Origin of the sequence: Catenulispora rubra (genome assembly GCF_015356825.1) — a bacterium.
GTDB classification, from domain to species: Bacteria; Actinomycetota; Actinomycetes; order Streptomycetales; family Catenulisporaceae; genus Catenulispora; species Catenulispora rubra.
Genome location: NZ_JAACYW010000488.1, coordinates 1 through 4779, shown reverse-complemented (window position 1 = coordinate 4779; position 4779 = coordinate 1). Strand labels below are relative to the sequence as shown.

Annotated in this window: 3 protein-coding genes; 1 reads left to right on the top strand and 2 read right to left on the bottom strand. The window is 70.6% G+C overall.

Annotated features, from left to right (window positions below; all coding sequences use genetic code 11):
• Positions 1–389: 389 nt before the first annotated feature.
• Both GWK61_RS52820 and GWK61_RS52815 read right to left on the bottom strand, forming a co-directional pair.
• The gene (locus GWK61_RS52820; protein WP_194921840.1) at positions 390–785 is read right to left on the bottom strand and encodes a YciI family protein; all 396 of its coding nucleotides are present in this window, start codon (positions 783–785) and stop codon (positions 390–392) included.
• Positions 782–1942: a glycosyltransferase family 4 protein gene (locus GWK61_RS52815; RefSeq protein ID WP_194921841.1), complete on the bottom strand. Its 1161-nt coding sequence runs from the start codon at positions 1940–1942 to the stop codon at positions 782–784. The genes GWK61_RS52820 and GWK61_RS52815 overlap by 4 nt, the downstream gene beginning before the upstream one ends.
• Before the next feature lie 133 nt (positions 1943–2075).
• Here GWK61_RS52815 and GWK61_RS52810 point away from each other — a divergent pair, with 133 nt between their 5' ends.
• On the top strand, positions 2076–3473 hold the full coding sequence (locus GWK61_RS52810; protein ID WP_194921839.1) for a glycosyltransferase 87 family protein: 1398 nt from the start codon (positions 2076–2078) through the stop codon (positions 3471–3473).
• Positions 3474–4779: the final 1306 nt, after the last annotated feature.

The window sequence follows — 4779 nt, the reverse complement described above, 5'->3', positions numbered from 1 at the left end:
AGCCCGGTTTGGCGGAATCAAGCCGCACCCCTGCTGCTGTGGTCCAGCTCCGTCCGGCTTGACACCGCCAAACCGGGCAGGTTGGCTGCGCCCGCTGACGCGGCGAGGGACCCAGAACCAACACCCCACATGGTCCTTCGGACCCCCTCACCACACCACCAGCCGGTCTGCCCCGTCACCAACCGCAGCCGCCAAGGCACCGGTGCTCATCGCGGCTGGCAGCCTGGCCCGTCACCACCCGCAGCCGCCAAGGCACCGGCACTCATCACAGCTGGCTGCCAGGCCTGTCACCACCCGAGGTTGCTAAAACCACCTGCGGCCTGTTATCTGGGCTGCCAGCGCCGCGCCGCACCAGCTCGCCGGCCGGGCCGGATGTCGCGAGTCACAAGTCAGGCCTCTGCCGCTGCTCCGGCCGCCGGTGCCGCGCCCATGCCGAACCAGTCGTGGATCGGGCGCACCTCGACTGCCACCACGTGGAAGTCCAGCACTCGTGTCGCGAGCTCCTTCGCCCGCTCCGCGTTCTCGCACTCGACCACGTAGTACGCCGTCACGTGTTCCGTCGCCTTTGCGAAGGGGCCGTCCGTTGCCGTTGGCGCGGCGTCGGGCTGCCAGCGCAGTGTCGTGGTGTCGGTTGGGAAGGCCAGGCCGGCGCCGTTCAGCATCTCGCCGGTGGCTTGCAGGTCCTGGTGCAGTGCCTCGTGGCGGGCGAAGACTTCGGCGCGCTCGGTGGGGGTCATCGCTGCGGTGGTTGCGGGGTCGGCGTACATCAGGACCATGAATTTCATGCCGCGACGGTAGCTGTTGGGTCCAACAGGTGGCGGAGGATGGCGGCGATGGAGTCCCACTGCCATTTCTCCTCGACCCAGGCTCGGCCGCGTTCGCCCATTGCCTTGGCCTTTACCGGGTCCTGCAGGAGTTCCACGCAGCGGGTTGCTGTGCGCTCCACTGAGTCGCCGGGGACGACGTAGCCGGTTTCGCCTTCCAGGACTGCTTCTGGGGCGCCGCCGCTGTCGCCGGCGATGACTGGGAGGCCGACTGCTGAGGCTTCCAGGTAGACGATGCCTAGGCCCTCGACGTCCAGGCCGAAGCGGCGGGTGCGGCAGGGCATTGCGAAGACGTCGCCGACGGCGAACAGGGTCGGCAGTTGTTCCCAGGGGACCGAGCCGGTGAAGACCACGTGCTCTGAGACGCCCTGCTCGGCTGCCAGCTTCTGCAGTGCCTCCTTGTACGGGCCGCCGCTGCCGATCAGCAGGGCGGCGTCGGGGACGGCGCGGCGGATCAGCGGCAGGGCCCTGATCAGGGTGTCCTGGCCCTTGCGGGGTACCAGGCGGGAGACGCAGGCCACGACCGGGCGGTCGGCCAAGCCGAGGGAGGCGCGCAGCTCGGCTGCGCCGGCGGGGTGGGGGTGGAACATGTCGACGTCCACGCCTGGGGTCAGCTGGACCATGCGGGCGGCGGCGGCCGGGGTCAGGGCCTGGGCGATGCGCGCCCGGTGGTACTCGTTGAGGTAGGTGACGCAGTCCACCTCGTTGGCGATCCTGCGGAGGAGGTCGCGGGCGCCGGGCAGTTTGGCCCAGCCGGACTCGTGGCCGTGGGTGGTGGCGACCAGGCGCTGGACGCCGGCCTTGCGGAGGGCCGGGGCCATCAGGCCCAGGGGGGCCGCTGCTCCGAACCAGACTGATTCGGCGCCGATCTCCTTGGCGATGGCCACCGCGCGCTTCGTCCGGTCCGGGGTCGGCAGGAGCATGCCGGTCTTCTCGCGGATCACCCGGTGCTTCTGCTGGGAGTCGAACTCCCGGCAGCGCTCGGGGTCGCCGTGCCAGGACGAGGCGTAGACCACGGTCTGCTCGGCGGGCAGCCGCTCGACCATGTTCTGCACGAACTGCTGGATCCCGCCGGGCCGGGGCGGATAGTCGTTCGTGACCACGAGAATCGTCAAAATACAGTCCTTCGTCCCTGGTCACTGCGACAGCCCGATGACTCAACGGAGTTTAGCCGGTGGTGGCCCCCGGTCCTGACGCGCCGAGCCGTGCGGCGCGGCCGGCGCCGCGAAGCCGATTAGGATGGCTCGCACCATGAGGATCATCCGCCGCCGGCCCGTCGTGCTCTGGTACGCGGTCACCCGTGTTTTGATACTCCTGCTGGCCTTGAACGTCCTGCCGTACTTCAACCGCGGCGCGATCACCGGCGACGTCAAGCTGTACCACCAGTGGCTCACCCAGTCGTTCGACCACGGCCAGTACCCGCTCGACGACAAGAAGTGGCAGTACCCGCCCGGCGCCGCCGCGCCCCTGCTGCTCCCGCACTTGCTGCCCGGCAGCTACTACGTGCTGTTCTTCCTGATGTGCCTGGTAGCGGACGTGGTGGTGCTCGTCCTGCTCCTGCGGGCTGCTGAACGCGCCGATCCGGAGAACCCGCCGAAGGGTGGCGCGTGGCTGTGGACCCTCGGCATCGCCGCCATCGGGCCGATGGCCTACGGCCGCTACGACCTGGTCGTCACCGCGAGCGCCGTCGCCGCGCTGACCGTGACGCTGCGCTCCAAACGCTCCACGGCCGTGGCGCGAGGCGTCCTGATCGGCGTCGGCACATTCCTCAAGCTATGGCCTGCGGCGTTCTTGGTCGGGGCGCCGAAGCGGCGGAACGGCCGGTTGTTGTTCGGTGTGGCGGCGGCCACCGCCGCGGTGCCCACGCTGGCACTGGAGCTGTTCTTCCCCGGGGTGCTGTCCTTCCTCACCAACCAGAAGAGCCGCGGGATCCAGATCGAGTCGGTGTTCGCCACGCCGTTCCTGGCCGGGAAGTGGTTCGGCTGGTCCGGACACATCGAGAACACCCAGTACGGCGCGTACGAGTACATCGGACCCGGTGTCTCGTTGGCCGGCAAGGCGGCGCTGGCCGGGACGGCGGTCGGCTTCGGCGTGCTGCTGCTGATCCGGCGTCGGGCTGCGGTGCGCGGCGGCTTCCCGTTCCCGGCGATGCTGGCCGATGTCGGGTTCGCGGCCGTGCTCGTGGCCGTCGTCACCAGCCGAGTCCTGTCCCCGCAGTACCTGGTGTGGCTCCTCGGCGTGGCCGCCGTGTGCCTGGCCCGCCGCGAGACGCTGATGCGCACGCCGGCCTGGCTGGTCCTCGGCGCGGTCTCGGTGACCCAGCTGATCTTCCCGCTCTTCTACCACTCGCTGCGCGGCGGCCAGATCTACTCCGGCCTGATCCTGATGGGGCGCAACGCGGCCCTGGTGGTCGCGGCCGTGCTGGCGCTGCGCGCGCTGTGGCGGGCGACCGGACCGGCGTCGGGCCTGCTGTCAGGGGTGCTTCTTGGCGAGGATCGCCGTGACGGTGCGGGCCTCGTTCAGGACGAAGGCGCGCCACTTGGCCGTGAAGTCGGCCGTGGTGGTGTCGAGCACGGTCCGGAACGCGTGGTCGACGGGGTCGGCGGTCCCGGCCGGGTCGGTGCCGACCGCCTTGTAGAACGCGACTAGCTTCGCCTGTCCGTACTTCTGCGCGATCACCGCGCATGCCAGATTGCTGATCTGGTACGTCCGCGACACCGAGTCGCCCGATCCGGCGAAGTCGTCGGTGGTCGGCAGCTCCTGGGGCCGCCAGCCGTCCTTCGACACCGCGCTCGCCAGCTCCTCGAACCGCCGGTCGATGGAGATGGACGAGCTGAGGTAGCCGGTGTAGTCGGCCGCCCCCTCGGAGAGCCACAGCGGCACCGCCGGCGTGGTCCAGGCCCGGGTGGCGACGTGCGTGAGCTCGTGGTCGAAGAAGAACTGCCACGCGTCCGGCGCCTCGCCGTTGAACGCGTCCGGGTTGACCAGCACCCGGCTGGCCGGGGCCGCGGTCAGTGCCTGGCCGCCCTCGCCGGCGGTGATCGCGACCACCCCGGTCAGGCTCCCGGGAGCGCTGTTCAGCAAGGTCTCGACCTGCGCCTGGGTCACCGGGACGACCACGACGACGGTCCCCTTCCAGCCCGCCGCGCCCCACACCGACGCCGCCTTCGTGGCCGCGTGGTCGGCCAGGTCCGCGAACGGCTTGAGCCGCTGCTCGCCGCCGAGCCCGAGGACCAGCGACCGCGAGCCGTGCACCACCGAGACCGCGCCCTGGTCCCAGATTTGGGTGTCCGAGTGCAGACCCGCAGCGGCACCGTCGCTGCCGGAAGACAGCAGCCACCGGTCTCCGCGCTCGACGAACGTCAGATACCGGGTGTCGGTCACCGGCTTGTAGTCGACGCCGGAGACCTCATAGGACTCGGTCACCTGGTACAGGCGCGCCGAGTCGAGCTTTCTCGCCGTGCTCTGGCCGGCGGCCAGCGTCACGGTCCACGAGTCGAGCGGAAGCGTCGTCAGGTTGTCGAAGACCTGCGCGTCGGCGGCCTTGAACGTCCCGTCGACGTCGGTGGCGAGGTAGGCGGCCTTGTTGTGGGCGGCGACGGCGGCCGTCCGCGCGGCCAGGGTGGCGGCCACGGCCGCCTGCACCTTCGCCTCGGGCTGCGACCCCGAGGAATCGATGGCGCAGCGGGCGGCGACGGCGACGATCACGACCGCCAGCAACGCCGCACCGAGGCGCACCGGTCCCCTGCCCGGGCGGGAGGTGGCCCCGTCCGGTCGCCGCAGCCCTGCTATGCCCGCCATAGCCGACCATGCTAAGCCTTGGGGTCGAACATCCGGGCCACCCCGACGACACCGCAGGCAGCCTGCCCACCTGCCGGTCTAACGCACCGTCACCGGAAGGACCGCCAGTCCTCGCAGGTTGATCCGGCCGTTCCACACCGGCTCCCCGCCCAGC

Excerpts from the sequence above, each read along its gene's own strand:
- GWK61_RS52820 (WP_194921840.1), bottom strand. The coding sequence starts at position 785 with ATGAAATTCATGGTCCTGATGTACGCCGACCCCGCAACCACCGCAGCG.
- GWK61_RS52810 (WP_194921839.1), top strand. The coding sequence starts at position 2,076 with ATGAGGATCATCCGCCGCCGGCCCGTCGTGCTCTGGTACGCGGTCACC.